The organism is Kitasatospora sp. NPDC087314 (assembly GCF_044744365.1).
Taxonomy (GTDB): domain Bacteria; phylum Actinomycetota; class Actinomycetes; order Streptomycetales; family Streptomycetaceae; genus Kitasatospora.
Map to the genome: position 1 here is coordinate 251,439 of NZ_JBIUYE010000009.1, position 15,386 is coordinate 266,824.

14 protein-coding genes are annotated in these 15,386 nt (G+C 72.7%); 10 read left to right on the top strand and 4 right to left on the bottom strand.

What is annotated here, in order from left to right; translation table 11 throughout:
• Positions 1-55: 55 nt before the first annotated feature.
• Positions 56-700 carry an HNH endonuclease gene (locus ACIO5E_RS21390; protein WP_400670053.1) on the bottom strand — a complete coding sequence of 215 codons (645 nt, stop codon included), beginning with the start codon at positions 698-700 and terminating at the stop codon, positions 56-58.
• A 436-nt stretch (positions 701-1,136) separates the two neighbouring features.
• Between ACIO5E_RS21390 and ACIO5E_RS21395 the strand changes: the two genes are divergently transcribed.
• The 8 genes from ACIO5E_RS21395 (at position 1,137) to ACIO5E_RS21430 (ending at position 10,354) form a co-directional block, all read left to right on the top strand.
• A complete protein-coding gene (locus tag ACIO5E_RS21395) occupies positions 1,137-2,306 on the top strand; it encodes a mechanosensitive ion channel family protein (RefSeq protein ID WP_400670055.1) in 1,170 nt (389 codons plus the stop codon).
• 257 nt (positions 2,307-2,563) lie between these two features.
• A complete protein-coding gene (locus tag ACIO5E_RS21400) occupies positions 2,564-3,754 on the top strand; it encodes an ROK family protein (RefSeq protein ID WP_400670057.1) in 1,191 nt (396 codons plus the stop codon).
• A 122-nt stretch (positions 3,755-3,876) separates the two neighbouring features.
• Positions 3,877-5,232 carry an ABC transporter substrate-binding protein gene (locus ACIO5E_RS21405; RefSeq protein WP_400670059.1) on the top strand — a complete coding sequence of 452 codons (1,356 nt, stop codon included), beginning with the start codon at positions 3,877-3,879 and terminating at the stop codon, positions 5,230-5,232.
• A 23-nt stretch (positions 5,233-5,255) separates the two neighbouring features.
• Complete coding sequence (locus ACIO5E_RS21410; protein ID WP_400670061.1) at positions 5,256-6,254, top strand: carbohydrate ABC transporter permease; 999 nt, start codon at positions 5,256-5,258, stop codon at positions 6,252-6,254.
• 51 nt (positions 6,255-6,305) lie between these two features.
• Positions 6,306-7,214 (top strand): carbohydrate ABC transporter permease, encoded by a 909-nt coding sequence (locus ACIO5E_RS21415; protein ID WP_400670063.1) that lies wholly within the window; start codon positions 6,306-6,308, stop codon positions 7,212-7,214.
• Positions 7,214-8,503: a 6-phospho-beta-glucosidase gene (locus tag ACIO5E_RS21420; RefSeq protein ID WP_400670065.1), complete on the top strand. Its 1,290-nt coding sequence runs from the start codon at positions 7,214-7,216 to the stop codon at positions 8,501-8,503. The genes ACIO5E_RS21415 and ACIO5E_RS21420 overlap by 1 nt, the downstream gene beginning before the upstream one ends.
• Positions 8,504-8,625: 122 nt before the next feature.
• Complete coding sequence (locus tag ACIO5E_RS21425) at positions 8,626-9,645, top strand: N-acetylglucosamine kinase (protein ID WP_400670068.1); 1,020 nt, start codon at positions 8,626-8,628, stop codon at positions 9,643-9,645.
• Positions 9,646-9,769: 124 nt separating this feature from the next.
• Positions 9,770-10,354: a hypothetical protein gene (locus ACIO5E_RS21430; RefSeq protein ID WP_400670070.1), complete on the top strand. Its 585-nt coding sequence runs from the start codon at positions 9,770-9,772 to the stop codon at positions 10,352-10,354.
• A 55-nt stretch (positions 10,355-10,409) separates the two neighbouring features.
• On the opposite strand, the gene ACIO5E_RS21435 is transcribed toward ACIO5E_RS21430, so the two are convergent.
• Together ACIO5E_RS21435 and ACIO5E_RS21440 are read right to left on the bottom strand one after the other, a co-directional pair.
• On the bottom strand, positions 10,410-11,072 hold the full coding sequence (locus tag ACIO5E_RS21435) for a response regulator (RefSeq protein ID WP_400670073.1): 663 nt from the start codon (positions 11,070-11,072) through the stop codon (positions 10,410-10,412).
• Entirely contained in the window at positions 11,069-12,244 is a 1,176-nt protein-coding gene (locus ACIO5E_RS21440; protein WP_400670075.1) for a sensor histidine kinase, read from the bottom strand. Before ACIO5E_RS21440 ends, ACIO5E_RS21435 begins: the two co-directional genes overlap by 4 nt.
• 134 nt (positions 12,245-12,378) lie before the next feature.
• Between ACIO5E_RS21440 and ACIO5E_RS21445 the strand changes: the two genes are divergently transcribed.
• Together ACIO5E_RS21445 and ACIO5E_RS21450 are read left to right on the top strand one after the other, a co-directional pair.
• The gene (locus ACIO5E_RS21445; protein ID WP_400670078.1) at positions 12,379-13,290 is read left to right on the top strand and encodes an ABC transporter ATP-binding protein; all 912 of its coding nucleotides are present in this window, start codon (positions 12,379-12,381) and stop codon (positions 13,288-13,290) included.
• Positions 13,287-14,153: an ABC transporter permease subunit gene (locus ACIO5E_RS21450; protein ID WP_400670080.1), complete on the top strand. Its 867-nt coding sequence runs from the start codon at positions 13,287-13,289 to the stop codon at positions 14,151-14,153. The genes ACIO5E_RS21445 and ACIO5E_RS21450 overlap by 4 nt, the downstream gene beginning before the upstream one ends.
• Before the next feature lie 259 nt (positions 14,154-14,412).
• On the opposite strand, the gene ACIO5E_RS21455 is transcribed toward ACIO5E_RS21450, so the two are convergent.
• A complete protein-coding gene (locus tag ACIO5E_RS21455) occupies positions 14,413-15,171 on the bottom strand; it encodes a tyrosine-protein phosphatase (protein ID WP_400670083.1) in 759 nt (252 codons plus the stop codon).
• Positions 15,172-15,386: the final 215 nt, after the last annotated feature.

The window sequence follows — 15,386 nt, forward strand, 5'->3', positions numbered from 1 at the left end:
CGGCGGCCCATGAGGCGTACCGACGATGTGACGGGCTGGCCCTTGTGGAGCGGGGTCAGGCGGAGAGCGGTTCGGGCTGCTCACCGCGGCGAACCGGGGCGGAGTGGGCGGAGTGCGCCCGGCCGAGCGGGACGGGATGGCCCTGCTCGATACGGTCGTGGTGCTCGTGCTCGCCCCACTGCGGGGCGCGCAGCTGGTCGCCGCCGCCGTAGGGCTCCAGGTAGGGGCGCCAGCGGGGGTCCTTGATGCCGGTGCCGATGATCCGCCAGGCGAGGCCGCTGGGCGGGGCTGGCGGGCGCTTCATGCGCCAGCCGAGTTCGGTGAGGTGGCGGTCGGCCTTGGTGTGGTTGCAGCGGCGGCAGGCCGCCACCACGTTGTCCCACCGGTGCTGGCCGCCCCGGCTGCGCGGGATGACGTGGTCGACGCTGGTGGCGGCGGCCCCGCAGTAGACGCAGCGGCCGTGGTCGCGGGCGAACAGCGCCCGGCGGGTGAGCGGGACGGGCCCGCAGAACGGGACCCGCACGAAGCGGGTCAGGCGGACGACGGACGGCGCCGGAAGGGCGCTGGTGGCGCTGTGCAGAGTGACTCCCGAGTCCTCCAGGCTGACCGCCTTGTGGTTGAGGACCAGGATAAGTGCGCGGCGCATCGATACGACGCCGAGTGGCTCGTAGGACGCGTTGAGGACCAGGACATGCGGCACGGATGCCTCCTTGGACGCCTGCGGCGCGTGGCTCGCGCCGGGACGAGCGGTTGGATCGCACAACTGGTGCGCGATCTCCCCCAGTGTCGCCTTACGCCTTTGTACGGCGCCACCACTCCTGTGTAACGGACCTGACCTGAACTTCCGGTGTGGCTTCCGTCATAGCCGGTATGCCCTGGGGACCGTCGGGTTGCACCCGGGTGCCGTCGGGGGCCGCCCGGTGGCCCTCCCGGGGGACCGCTCGGCCGGTCGGAGCAGCGGCCGCGCCCGGTGTCCGGGGGAGCGCACCGGTGCGTTGACGGGGCGTCCGAGCGGTCCCGTACGCCCTTCGGCGTGTCTGGTCGGGTGTTCGGTGCCGGATAGGCTATGGCGGACGGTCCGCGGGCGGCGTGCCGCGGCGCGGGCCCGCCATGCCCCCTGCAGGAAGGTCCCGCACGTGTTCCGCTCCGGTGTCACCGGTATCGCCGACGCGTCCCCGACGCTCTCCACTCCGACGCCGGCGCCCAGCCCGACCGCACCGCAGCTTCCGCAGCTGGACCTGAGAATCCCGACCAGCGCGCAGGAGGTCAGCGACACCACCAGGCAGGCCGCCAGCTGGTTCGACACGCACTGGCAGGGCTGGCTGGCCGGCGGGGTGCGGATCGTCTTCATCGTGCTGCTGGCGCTGGTGCTGCGCGCCGTGGTGCGCAAGCTGATCACCCAGCTGATAACGCGGATGGCGCGCACGCACGACCACCACGAGGAGAGCCGGCTGGGCGGGCTGCTCGCCAACACCGGGGTGGTGAACCCGGAGCGGCGCCAGCAGCGCTCGGAGGCGATCGGCTCGGTGCTGCGCAGCGTGGCGTCGTTCTCCATCCTCGGCACGGCCGCGCTGATGGTGCTCTCCGCGCTGGGCGTGAACCTGGCGCCGCTGCTGGCGAGCGCCGGTGTGGCCGGTGTGGCGATCGGTTTCGGCGCCCGCAACCTGGTGACGGACTTCCTCTCCGGGGTCTTCATGATCATGGAGGACCAGTACGGCGTCGGCGACGAGATCGACACCGGGGTGGCCACCGGCACGGTGCTGGAGGTCGGGCTGCGGGTGACCAAGCTGCGCGGGGCCAACGGCGAGATCTGGTACATCCGCAACGGCGAGGTGAAGCGGATCGCCAACATGAGCCAGGGCTGGTCGACCGCCTCGGTGGACGTCCAGGTCGGCTACAAGGAGGACCTGCTGCGGGTCGAGGACCTGATCCGGGAGACGGCCGAGGCGCTGTCCAAGGAGGCGCCGTACGACGAGCTGGTCTGGGCGCCGGTGTCGATCCTGGGTGTGGAGTCGGTCGCGGCGGACTCGGTGATGGTGCGGATCGAGGCGCGGACCGCGCCGGGCAAGTCGCCGACGGTGTCCCGGGCGCTGCGCCAGCGCCTGAAGGCGGCCTTCGACCTGGCCGGGATCAAGGTCAAGGAGGAGGCCCCGGCGGTGGCCGCCGCGGCGCCGGCGGCCCCGGCCACCGGGGTGGTGATCGCCCCGGCGACCGAGCCGGGCCCGCCGTCCGCGCTGTCCGACCCGGCCTCGCCGCGGTACCGGGCCACCGAGCCGATCCCGCTGCCCAAGTCGGAGACGCCGTAGCGGACGCGCCCGGGCCGAGAACGCCGCAGGACAGGACCGAAACGGACGAAAGCCCCGCTCCCAACCACCTTGGGGGCGGGGCTTCGTGCTGCCCGGTAACGCTTCGGCATCCACCGAGCGGCGGACCATTGACACTCCGCTGACGGGGCCCGTACGGTCCTTCCCAAGCGACTGGAAACTTTCCTAACAGTTCGGCTCGCCGAGCTCGACGGCACCCTCGTCGCCTCCCCCACCAGCCGAAAGAGGAGGATTCGCGCGTGACCAAGACCACCGCCAAGGCTCCTCTCGCCGGCACCCCCAGCCTGCTGCGCGCCATCAACGACCGCGCCGCCCTCGAACTGCTGCTGGAGAACGGCCCGCTCTCCCGCACCCAGATCGGCACCCTGACCGGACTCTCCAAGCCCACCGCCTCCCAGCTGCTGGCCCGGCTGGAGGCGGCCGGACTGGTCCTGCCGGTCGGCACCACCGCGGGCGGCCCCGGCCCCAACGCGCAGCTCTACCAGGTGAATCCGGCCGCCGCCCACGTCGCGGGGCTGGACGTCACCAACAGTGAGATCCGGGTCGCCGTCGCCGACATCACCGGCTCCACGCTGGCCGAGCACACCGTGCCGACCAAGGGCGTTCCGGCCGCCGAGACCGTCGCCAAGGTCGCCGCCGCCGTCGCCGGTACCGTCCGCGCCGCCGGACTCGCCGAGGGCGACCTGCGCGCCGCCGTGATCGGCCTCGGCGGTGCCCCCGACCCGGTCACCGGCAAGCTGCGCTACGCCTCCCACCTGCCCGGCTGGCACTCGCCGCGGCTGGTCGAGGAGCTGTCCGAGGCGATCGGCGCGCCCGTGTCGATCGAGAACGACGTGAACCTCGCCGCCGTCGCCGAGCAGTCCTCCGGCGCGGCCCGGGGCTCCGAGGACTTCGTCCTCCTCTGGGCCGGTACGGGCACCGGCGCCGCGATCGTCATCGCCGGCCGGCTGCACCGCGGCTTCACCGGCGGCGCCGGGGAGGTCGGCTACATGCCGGTGCCCGGTTCACCGGTCGTGCGGGACGTGCGCCGCCGCAACTTCGGCGGGTTCCAGGACCTGGTCGGCACACCCGCCGTCCGGACCCTGGCCCGCGAACACGGGCTCGGCGCGCCCACCGCCGAGGAGTCGATCGCCAAGGCCCTGGAGACCCCGGGCGCCGGCGACGCGTTCCTCGCCGAGCTGGCGGCCCGGCTCGCCGTCGGACTGGCCGTGATCGTCGCCGTCGTCGACCCCCAGCTGGTGGTCCTCTCCGGCGCGGTGCCCAGCGCGGGCGGCGAACGCCTGCGCGCGCTCGTCCAGGACGAGCTGGCCCGGCTCTCCATCGCCAGACCGGAAGTCCGCAGCAGCGCCCTGTCCGGCTCGCCCGTCCTGCTCGGCGCCCTGCAACGCGCCCTGGCGGACGTCCGCGAGGCGGTCTTCTCCACTCACTGACGCGTCCCGCCGCCACCGCTCCCCCGCCACCCCGCACGCACCCTGCACCCACCTCTCCCCACCCCCGAACGCGGGCCCCGAGGCAATGACGCCTGTCCGCGCACCCCCAGGAGGACCTCGAAGTGCACTCCACCACCTCCCGCAGAGGCCGCCGCACGATCGCCGCCATCACCGGCAGCGCCGTCCTGGCCCTGCTCGCCACCGCCTGCACCGGCAGCAACGACGCCGGCGGCAACGACGACTCGGCCAGCGGCAAGGACGTCACCATCACCTTCTGGCACGGCTGGAGCCAGGACAACGAGGTGAAGGCGATCAACGACAACATCGCCGCCTTCGAGAAGGCCCACCCGAACATCCACGTCAAGGCCGTCGCCAACATCGCGGACGACAAGGTCAACCAGGCGCTGCGGGCCGGCGGCGACGACGCACCGGACGTGGTGTCCTCCTTCACCACCAACAACGTCGGCATGTTCTGTTCGACCAAGTCCTTCGCCGACCTCAAGCCCTTCCTGGACAAGAGCGGCATCGACACGGCCCGGACCTTCCCGTCCGCGATGCTCAGCTACACGCAGTTCCAGGGCAACCAGTGCTCGCTGCCGCTGCTCGGCGACGCCTACGGCCTCTACTACAACAAGAAAGCCTTCGCCGACGCGGGCATCACCGCCCCGCCGAAGACCTTCAGCGAGTTCGCCGCCGACGCCGTCAAGCTGACCGTCAACGACGGCGACGGCTACAAGCAGCTCGGCTTCATGCCGCTGTACCACGGCTACGAGTCCACCACCGAGCACTTCCTCGGCCAGTACGGGCCCACCTACTTCAACACCGACGGCAAGTCGGCCATCGCGACCGACCCCAAGGTCGCCCAGATGCTCACCTGGCAGAAGAGCCTGGTCGACAAGCTCGGCGGCTACGCCAAGCTGGACAAGTACCGCTCCACCTTCGGCGAGGAGTTCAGCGCCAAGAACCCCTTCCACACCGGCCAGGTCGCGATGGCCATCGACGGCGAGTGGCGCACCACCTCGCTCGCCGAGAACAAGCCCGACTTCGACTGGGCCACCGCGCCGTTCCCCGTCCCGGACGACCAGGCCGACTCCTGGGGCCGCGGCTACCAGACCGGCACCATCATCGGCATCGCCAGCGGCAGCAAGAAGCAGGCCGCCTCCTGGGAGCTGGTCAAGTACCTGACCACCGACACCGACGCGGTCGTCAACTTCGCCAACGCGATCCACAACGTGCCGAGCACCTTCGACGCGCTCAACTCGCCGAAGCTGGTCAGCGACCCGAACTTCAAGACCTTCCTGGACATCGCCAAGCACCCCAAGTCGGGCACCACCCCGGCGAGCGTCAACGGCGGCGGCTACATCGTCTCGCTGCAGAACCTCGGCTACGACTACGAGTCCGGCAAGCAGGGCGACCTCGCGGCCGGACTGGCGGCCACCGCCAAGGAGATCGACGCCGCCATCGCCCAGGCCAAGTAGCGGCCAAGGTCCACGGAGCTCCCATGTCACTCGCGTTCGGCACCCGCAAGGGCACCGGATCGCCCGCCCCGGCGGCGCCCTCCACGCAGCACCTGCTGCGCCGGAAGCGCCGCCGGGAGGCGGCCCGCACCCTCGCCTTCCTCTCCCCCTGGCTGATCGGCTTCGGCGTCTTCTTCCTGTACCCGCTGATCTCGACCATCTACTTCTCCCTGACCAAGTACAACGGCTTCGGCGCCCCCACCTTCAGCGGCCTCAAGAACTGGGACTACGTCTTCAACGACCTCCCGGCGTTCTGGCAGGGCCTGCGCAACACCCTGTGGCTGGTCGTCATCATGGTGAGTCTGCGGGTGGTGTTCGGACTCGGCATCGGACTGCTCATCACCAAGGTCAAGACCGGCGTGGGCTTCTTCCGCACCGTGTTCTACCTGCCGTACCTGGCACCGCCGGTGGCCGCCACCGTCGCCTTCGCCTTCCTGCTCAACCCCGGCACCGGCCCGGTCAACCACCTGCTCGGCGAACTGGGGCTGCCGCAGCCCGGCTGGTTCTCGGACCCGGCCTGGTCCAAGCCCGCGCTCACCCTGCTCGCCATGTGGGGCATCGGCGACCTGATGGTCATCTTCATGGCCTCGCTGCTCGACGTCCCCAAGGAGCAGTACGAGGCGGCCGAACTGGACGGCGCCGGACCCTTCCAGCGCTTCCGGTACGTCACGCTGCCGAACATCTCGCCGATCATCATGTTCTCGGTGGTCACCGGGGTCATCCAGACCATGCAGTACTACACCCAGGCGATCGTCGCCGGGAAGGTCGCCGGCGGCATCGCGGGCAACTCCGGCCAGCAGTTCGAGCCGGGCTACCCGCAGGGCTCCACCTGGACCCTGCCGCAGATGGTCTACAACCTCGGCTTCCAACGCTTCAACTACGGCGCGGCCTGCGTCGTCGCCCTGGTGCTGTTCGTCATCTCGATGGCCGTCACCTCGATCCTGCTCCGCCGCAAGTCCGGCTTCATGGCGAGCGACGACTAGGGCGTGTCCGACACGCCCTGACGGACCCAGCGGACCAGTGAGGACCCCATCATGACTCTCAGCTCCACGCTCACCAAGGCGCCGTCCCCGGCCGGCGCCTCCGGCACCGGCGGCGCCGCCGCCCGGGTCGCCCGCCGCCGCGCGCTGCTCAACTGGGTGGCCGTGCACGCCCTGGCGATCGCCGCCGCGCTCTTCTTCCTGCTGCCGTTCGTGTTCGCCTTCCTCACCTCGGTGATGACGGACCGGCAGGCGCTCACCACCGACTACTGGCCCACCTCCTGGGAGTGGGGCAACTACGGCAAGGTCTGGGACACCCCCGGCTTCCTGACCTGGTGGCGCAACACCCTGCTCTACGCCGGCCTCGGCACCGTGCTGACCATCGTCTCCAGCCTGCCGGTCGCCTACGCGCTCGCCAAGTTCCGCTTCCGGGGCCGCAACCTCGCGCTGATGGCCGTCATCGCCATGATGATGCTCCCGCCGCAGGTCACCGTCATCCCGATGTACCTGTTCTGGGCGAAGCAGCTCGGCCTCGGCGGCTCGCTCTGGCCGCTGATCATCCCGATGGCTTTCGGCGACGCGTTCTCGATCTTCCTGCTGCGTCAGTTCCTGCTGACCATCCCCAAGGAGTACATCGAGGCCGCCCGGATCGACGGCTGCGGCGACCTGCGCACCCTGCTCAAGGTCGTCCTGCCGATGGCCAAGCCGGCCATCGCCGCCGTCGCGCTGTTCCAGTTCTTCTACTGCTGGAACGACTACTTCGGCCCGCAGATCTACGCCAGCAACAACCACGAGGCGTGGACCCTCTCGTACGGCCTGGAGTCGTTCAAGGGCGCCCACCACACCAACTGGAACCTCACCATGGCCGCCACCCTCCTCGTGATGGCGCCGGTGATCATCCTCTTCTTCTTCGCACAGAAGGCCTTCATCGAAGGCGTGACACTGACAGGGGTCAAGGGCTGATGTCCGCACTCAAGTTGGCAATCGTCGGCGGCGGTTCGACGTACACCCCGGAGCTGATCGACGGCTTCGCCCGGCTCCGCGACACCCTGCCGATCGGCGAGCTGGTGCTCATCGACCCGGCCGCCGAACGCCTGGAACTGATCGGCGGGCTCGCCCGGCGGATCTTCGCCAAGCAGGGGCACGGCGCGGTCGTCACCACGACCACGGACCTGGAGACGGGCGTCGCCGACGCCGACGCCGTCCTGCTCCAGCTGCGCGTCGGCGGCCAGGCCGCCCGCAACCAGGACGAGACCTGGCCGCTGGAGTGCGGCTGCGTCGGCCAGGAGACCACCGGCGCCGGGGGCCTCGCCAAGGCGCTGCGCACCGTCCCGGTCGTCCTCGACATCGCCGAGAAGGTCCGGCGCACCAACCCCGACGCCTGGATCGTCGACTTCACCAACCCCGTCGGCATCGTCACCCGCGCCCTGCAGAACGCCGGCCACAAGGCCGTCGGCCTGTGCAACGTCGCCATCGGCTTCCAGCGCAAGTTCGCTACCCACCTCGGCGTCGACCCGGAGCTGATCCGCCTCGACCACGTCGGCCTCAACCACCTCACCTGGGAGCGCGGCGTCACCCTGCTCGACGCGCCCGGGGCCGCCACCGGCCGGGAGGTGCTGCCGGAGCTGCTGTCCTCCTTCGGCAAGGAGATCGCCGAGGACCTGCACCTGCCGCAGCCCGTCATCGAGCGCCTCGGCGTCGTGCCGTCCTACTACCTGCGCTACTTCTACCAGCACGACGCGGTCGTCGAGGAGCTCAAGGTGCAGGGCTCGCGGGCCGCCCAGGTCTCCGAGATCGAACGGCAGCTGCTGGAGATGTACGCCGACCCGACGCTCGACACCAAGCCGGAACTCCTCGGCAAGCGCGGCGGCGCGTTCTACTCCGAGGCCGCGGTCCAGCTGATCGCCGCGCTGCTCGGCACCGGCGGCGCGACCTCCGTGCAGGTCGTCAACGCGCGGAACAACGGCGTGCTGCCGTTCCTGCCCGACGACGCCGTCATCGAGGTCCCGGCCGAGGTCGACGCCGACGGCGTCCGGCCGCTCCCGCAGCGGGCCGTCGAGCCGCTGTACGCCGGCCTCATCGCCGCCGTCACCTCGTACGAGCACCTCGCGCTCGACGCCGCCCTGCACGGCGGCCGCGACCGGGTCTTCGACGCCCTGCTCGCCCACCCGCTGGTCGGCCAGATCGATCTCGCCGACCAGCTCACCGATCGGCTGCTCGCCCACAACCGCGAGCACCTCGCCTGGGCCTGACGCCCACCGAGCCGCCCGGCCCGCGATATGAGGGTGTCGCGGGCCGGGCACTGCGAGGAGACCGACCACCCCCGGCCGGGGACAACGCCACGGCCGGGCCACGTACGAGCCGCGGGGACCTGATGACCCACCAGCCCGAACCACTCCTGCCCGGCGTTCTCGCCATCGACGCCGGCAACTCCAAGACCGACGTCGCCCTGATCGGCGTCGACGGCACCGTCCACGGCACCGCCCGCGGCGGCGGCTTCGCACCCCAGAAGATCGGCGGCGCCGCCGCCGTCGCCGGCCTCGTCCCGCTGGTCGAGCAGGCCGCCGCGGCGGCCGGCCACCCCGCCTGGAGCGGTGTCCTCACCAGCCACGTCAGCGCCTGCCTGGCCAACGCCGACCTGCCCGTCGAGGAAGAAGCCCTGCGCACCGCCCTGGAGTCCCACCCCTGGGGCGCCAGCAACACCGTCGTGAACGACACCTTCGGCCTGCTGCGGGCCGGCACCGACGGCCCGCGCGGCGTCGCCGTCGTCTGCGGCGCCGGCATCAACTGCGTCGGCCTGCTGCCCGACGGCCGCACCGCCCGGTTCCCCGCCCTCGGCGAGCTCACCGGCGACTGGGGCGGCGGTGGCGGCCTCGCCGTCACCAGCATGTGGCACGCCGTCCGCCACGAGGACGGCCGCGGCGGCCCCACCGCGCTCTCCCGCGCCATCGCCGAACACTTCGGCCTGCCCAGCGCCGGCGCCGTCGCCGAGGCCGTCCACCTCGGGCACCTGCCGAACAGCCGGCTGCACGAGATCGTCCGGGTGCTGTTCGCCGCCGCCGAGGCGGGCGACGAGGTCGCACTGGGGCTGATCGACCGCCAGGCCGACGAGATCGTCCGGCTCGCCGTCGTCGCCCTGCGACGGCTGGAACTGCTCGGCTCACCGACCCCGGTCGTGCTCGGCGGCGGCGTGCTCGCCTCCCGGCAGCCGCTGCTGCTCGACAACGTGACCGCCCGGCTGGCCGCGGCCGCGCCGCTCGCCGAACCGCGGGTCGTCGTCGCGCCGCCCGTCCTGGGCTCGGCGCTGCTCGGGCTCGACCACCTCGACGCGGGCGCCGAGGCCCAGGCCCGGCTGCGCCGGGCGTACGAGGCGCAACGGCCCGTCGCCGCCTGACGGTTCCCCCTCAAGACCCCCGCCCCCGCCGGATCCGCACATCCGACGGGGGCGGGAACCACGGACCGTACACCGGTCGTGTACCTGGGTGACGACGGCTACCGCCAGCGGGGAGACTAGTGCCATGGCCGTGCCTCGAACCCTCCTCGCCGCTCTGCTGTGCTGTAGTGCCGCAGCCACCCTCGCCGCCTGCACCCCCGCCGACTCCGCACCCACCGTCGCGGCCGCCTCCGCCGCCGCGGTCGCCGACGGGGCCTACGACGACGAGGACGACCTGCTGGACGACGACCTCGCCGACCCCGAGCCCAGCATGGACACCGCCTCCGTCCCCGCCGCCCCCACCGCCGAGTGCGCCACCCCGACCCCGACCGAACTCCCCGGCCACACCGTCCTCCTGGTCGTCGCGGTGGAGGAGAACGACCTCACCGCCCAACCCGCCCGCTACCTCTGCGACGAGGCCCGCTACGACGCGGCGGGCACCGCGGAGCACTACGGCTTCGCCACGGCGGGAGTCGAGGCCACCCTGGTGGACCGCGCGCACGGGGACCTGGTCAGGCCGGTCCGGCTGGACGCGGTGATCAGCCACCTCGACGACTGCCTGGCGGGCCGCGACCCCGGCTCGCCCTACGGGTGCTCCGGGAACGCGTACGACGTGGTGCTGGACTCGCACGGGCGGATCATGCGGATCGGGGAGCTGGCCGTGCCGTAGGCGGTTCACCTGGCGGCTCGCGGTCCCCTGGGCGCCGCACCGTCGCGCAGGGGGCTCAGGCCGGGGCGACGAGGCCGAACTCGTAGGCCTGGATGACCAGGTGGACCCGGTCGCGGGCGTCGAGCTTGGTGAACAGCCGGGCCACGTGCGCCTTGGCGGTGGCCACGCTGATGGTGAGCTCCTCGGCGATCTCGGTGTTGGAGAGCCCGCGGCCGACCAGGGTCAGCACCTCGCGCTCGCGCTCGGTGATCCCGTCGACGGCCGTCCGGCCGGTCCGGACCGCGGCGGGCTGCGGACGGGCGGCGAACTCGCCGATCAGGCGGCGGGTGATGCTCGGGGCGATCAGGGCGTCCCCGGCCGCGACGACCCGGACGCCGTCCAGGATGGTCTCCAGGGCGAGGTCCTTGACCAGGAAGCCGCTCGCGCCGGCGCGCAGCGCGCCGTACACGTAGTCGTCGTCGTCGAAGGTGGTGAGGACCAGGACGTGGGTCGGCAGGTCAGGGGTGGCGGTGATCCGGCGGGTGGCCTCGATGCCGTCCATGCCGGGCATCCGGATGTCCATCACGGCGACGTCGGGGCGCAGCCGGGTGGCGAGTTCGACCGCCTCGGCGCCGTTGCCGGCCTCGCCGACGACCTCCAGGTCCGGGGTGTCGGCGATGAGCACGCGCAGGCCCGTGCGGATGAGCGGCTGGTCGTCGACCAGGAGGACGCGGATCATGGTGAGACCTCCACGGGGAGCGGCAGTCGGGCGGCGACCTGGAAGCCGCCGTCGGGGCGCGGGCCGGCGCTGAACTCGCCGTGCAGCAGGCCGACCCGCTCGCGCATGCCGGCGATGCCGTAGCCGGAGCCCGCGGACGGCCCGGTGGTGCCGGCGCCGAGGTCGACGACGGTGACGGCGAGTTGCTCGGTGCCGTAGTCGACGGTGACGTGGCAGTCCCGGGTGCCCGCGTGCTTGACCACGTTGGTGACCGACTCCTGGACGATGCGGTAGGCGGCGAGGTCCACCTCGGGCGGCAGCGCGCGGGGTTCGCCCCGGCGGGTGAGCGCGACCCGGACTCCGGCGCCGGCCGTCTTCTCGACCAGCCGGTCCAACTCGCCCAGCCCCGGGGCGACCTCCAGCGGCGCGGACTCCGGCTCGCCCTGACGCAGTGCGCCGAGCATCCGGCGCAGGCCGGCCAGGGTCTCCCGGCTGGTGTCCTCGATGGCGTTCAGCGCGTTGCGGGTCTCGGCGGGCTGGGTGTCCATGACCCGGCTGCCCATGCCGGCCTGGATCGCGATGATGCCGATGTTGTGCGCGACCATGTCGTGCAACTCGCGGGCGATCCGCAGCCGTTCGGCGGTGATCGCCTGCTCGGTGGCGCGGCCGCGCAGCGCCTCGGCGTGCGCGCGGTTCTGCCGGACGGTGTTGCCGACCAGCCAGGCGATCACGGCGGTGGAGGCGAGCGCGGCCTGGGCGAACAGGTCGGTGGGGTAGTCGCTCGCCAGGCGCCAGCCCGCCATGGCGGCCACCGCGGCGACCGGCATCGCGGCGGCGCACAGCGACACGGCCCGGGAGCGGGTGGCCGCGCAGTAGCCGATCGCCGCCTCGGCGAGCAGCAGCTGCACCGCGGCCGTCTCCTGGATCCGCATGCCGATCGTGAAGACGCACGCCGCGAGCGGGATCGCGACCGCCAGCAGCGGCAGGCGGACCAGCAGCGACGCCATCAGGACGGTGACCACCGCGGTGACCAGCAGCGGCATGTCCTCGAAATTGCCGTTGTAGCGGAACAGACGGGCCAGTTCGTCGTCCCGTTGGAAGCAGCGGACCGCGACGACCGTCACCCAGAACGCCGCCACCCACGCGGCCGGCGGCAGGCGCCTGAGCAGGGGCGGACGAGGGTTGGTGATCATCGTCCGATGGTAGCGGCGGCCCGCAGGCCGGCGCATTGGCCCGTGGGCGTAATCCCCGGGGCCGGTCCGGCGGCCGCCGGTTGTGGCCCGCGGCCCGATGTCCGGGCGGGGCTCCGGGCGGCACCGTGGTCCCCGTGATCGAGATCGAGCGACTGACCAAGCGGTACGGCGCCACCACGGCCGTCGACCAGTTGACCTTCACCGTCCAGCCGGGCACCGTCACCGGCTTCCTGGGCCCCAACGGCGCCGGGAAGTCCACGACCCTGCGCATGATCCTGGGCCTCAACACCCCCACCGAGGGGACCGTCACCGTGGACGGGGTGCCCTTCGCGAACCGGCCGCGCGGCCTGCGCCACGTCGGCGCCCTCCTGGACGCCCAGGACGTGCACGGCGGGCGCAGCGCCCGGGCCCACCTGTCGGCGCTCGCCCGGGGCAACCGCATCCCGCTCGGGCGGGTGGACGAGGTGCTCGCCGAGGTCGGACTCGGCAAAGCGGCCGGGCGCCGGATCGGCGGCTACTCGCTGGGCATGAAGCAGCGGCTCGGCATCGCCGGTGCGCTGCTGGGCGACCCGCCGGTGCTGCTGTTCGACGAGCCGCTCAACGGGCTCGACCCGGAGGGCGTGCTGTGGGTGCGCGGGCTGTTCCGCCGCCTCGCCGAGGAGGGCCGGACGGTGTTCGTCTCCAGCCACATGATGGCGGAGATGGAGCACACCGCCGACCGGCTGGTGGTGATCGGCCGGGGCCGGCTGATCGCCGACGAGAGCCTGGCGGAGTTCTCCACCCGCAACGCGGTGACCTCGGTGGCCGTCCGTACGCCCGAACTGGCAGCCCTGGCGCAGGTGTTGCAGGCGGAGGGGGCGAGCGTACGGCGGGCGGAGCCGGAGGCGGGTGTGGTGACCGGCCTGCCCGCCGCCCGGATCGGTGAACTCGCCCTCCGGCACGGCCTGGTGCTGCACGAGCTCGCCACCCGTACCTCGTCCCTGGAGTCGGCGTTCATGTCCCTGACCGCCGACAGCGTCGAATACCTGGCAGGAGAAGCCCGATGAGCGCGACCACCCTCTCCCCCGTCCGGCCCGGCGGCACCCGCCCGGCCGATCCGAGGCCGCGGTTCGCCGACCTGCTCGCCGCCGAGTGGATCAAACTGCGCTCGCTGCGGTCCACGTACTGGGTACTGGCCCTCGCCTCGCTGGCCGCGATCGCGATCAACCTGAACGCCGTCCACACCGACCTGACCTACATCGACCATCCGCCCGCACCGGTCCCCGGCTTCCCCCCGTACCGGTACGACCCGCTCTACCACGGCCTCAACAGCATCTCCGCCGCGCTGATGGCCGTCGCCGCCGGCAGCCTCGGCGCGATCACCGTGTTCGGCGAGTACACCACCGGCATGATCCGCACCACCTTCGCCGCCGTGCCCGACCGCCGGGGCGTGGCCGCGGCCAAGGTGGTGCTGATCGCCGGCCTCACCTCGCTGGCCGGCGCCGTCGTGTCCGCGGCGTCCTTCTTCGGCAGCAACGCCATGCTGGCCTCCCGGCACGTCGGGCTCTCCCTCACCGACGAGGGCTGCCTGGGAGCCGTCCTCGGCTACGCGGCGATCGTGCCCGTCTGCGCGCTGATCGGCATGGCCCTCGGCGCCCTGCTGCGGCACGCCACCGCCTCGATCGTCTCGCTGGTCATGCTGCTGCTCATCGTGCCGATGATGTTCGGCGGCGACCGCTACCGCCTGCTGAAGGAGATCGGCAACCACCTGCCGCTCGCCGCCGAGGTGCGGCTGACCTTCAACCCCAACTCCTCGACGACGATGGGCAAGTACGCGCCGAGCGTGCTGGACTCCTGGATCACCCTGGGGGCCTGGGCGGCCGTCGCGCTGACGGTGACGGTGGTCCTGATGCGGCGGCGGGACGTGTAGGACCGTGCCTCGGATCGGCGTCTTCACCGAGAAGGTGCTGGAGTACCGGGAGGCCCCCTTCTCGCCGGCGTACGCCGAGAACCGGGTCACGCGACTTCGCCGTCACCGCGCTCGAACCGTTCGCCCCCGTCACCGCCGAGCAGGCCCTGGCCCACTTCCACGCCGCCACCACCGGCAACTGAACCCCGGGCACAGCCCCGCCCCCGGCCCCGGAGTCGCCATCGCGGCTCCGGGGCCGGGGGCGTCAGCGGGCGGCGCGTCAGAGGGCGGGGGCGGTGGCCTTGGTGCGGAAGGCGCCGAGGGTGGTGGCGGGGACGCCGCAGGCGGGGAGGAAGGAGGCGGCGCCGCCGTGGCGGGTGCGGACGCCGTCGAGGAAGACGGCCATGGCTTCGGCCGGGGCCTGCAGGAGCGGGGCGGGGATGCTGAGTTCGCGGCCCTGGGAGTCGGTGACGCGGGCCTGGCGGTCGTTGAGGGCGGTGCGGTGGCGCTCGGCGAGGCCGGCGAAGATCTGCGGCAGGGCGTCGGCGGTGCGGGCGTAGTCGGCGACGATCCGTTCGGCGGGCACGTCGAGGAGGTCCAGCAGCAGGGCGGTCAGCAGGCCGGTGCGGTCCTTGCCGGCGGCGCAGTGCAGCAGGACGGCGCCCGGGCGGGCGGCGGCCTCGACGGCGGCGGCGACGGCCTCGGGCGCGGACTCGGCCAGCAGCACGTAGTAGTCGCCGAGGTCGGCGGCGGTGGCCATGGTGCGCATGCGCGCGGCGAGGTCGGCGGTGGTGGGGTTGACCGGGGCCGCGACGACGGCTATCCCGGCGGCCTCGGCGGCGGCCCAGTCGGCGGGGTCGGTCTCGCGGGTGTCGCGCAGGTCGACGATGGTGCGGATGTCGCAGGCGCGCAGCTGGGCGACGGTGGCCTCGTCGGCGGCCGGGAAGGGCTGGGCGGAGCGGTACAGCACGCCGGGGCGGATCCGCCGGCCCTCGGGGTCGCTGAGGACGGCGGGGTCGCGGAAGTTGACCAGGGACATGCGCGAGGCCTTTCGGTGGAGCCACAGGAGAAGGGGCCGGACATCTAGACGTCTAGATGTCTAGTCTCTCCCCCGGGCGTCGGGCAAACCGCGCCCGCCCGCACCCCTCCATCCCACCCCCGCGCGCGGCTCCCGTCGACCCGGGGAGCGGGCGCGGCGGCCCGGCGGGCTGCGGGCCGCGGGCCGGCGGCGGGCCCGGGGCTTCGTAGGATCGG